Source organism: Halomonas sp. AOP22-C1-8, assembly GCF_052378905.1.
GTDB lineage: Bacteria > Pseudomonadota > Gammaproteobacteria > Pseudomonadales > Halomonadaceae > Vreelandella > Vreelandella citrativorans.
Genome location: NZ_JBQSYD010000081.1, coordinates 1 through 318, shown reverse-complemented (window position 1 = coordinate 318; position 318 = coordinate 1). Strand labels below are relative to the sequence as shown.

Annotated in this window: 1 protein-coding gene; it reads right to left on the bottom strand. The window is 56.0% G+C overall.

Annotation, left to right across the window (positions count from 1 at the left end):
* Nucleotides 1-318, bottom strand: a 318-nt coding sequence (locus ACT3TY_RS17955) for an Ig-like domain-containing protein (RefSeq protein ID WP_444629100.1), incomplete at both ends; no start/stop codon positions are given.

Here is a 318-nt window from a genome sequence, read left to right as displayed (position 1 = left end):
ATCCACATTAACGACGTAGCCACGCTCAGCGTCGGCACTGTAGGCATTGCCATCGGCGGTGATACCGCTTACTTCAACACTTACCTGGCTATTCTCTGCCAGCACGTCTCCAGGCACATCAATGGCGTAAGTGAGGTTACCTTCTCCTGCATCGACCACGTTACCGGTGTAATTGTTAGTACCCACCGTCAGGGTGACGGTGTCGCCCGCCTGGGCATCGCCGCCCACGTCACCTGTAACGGTAATCGTTTGAGTGGCTTCATCACCGCTGATCATGTCGTCACCGGCAATGGTGTCGATGATAATCGTGGCGGTGGC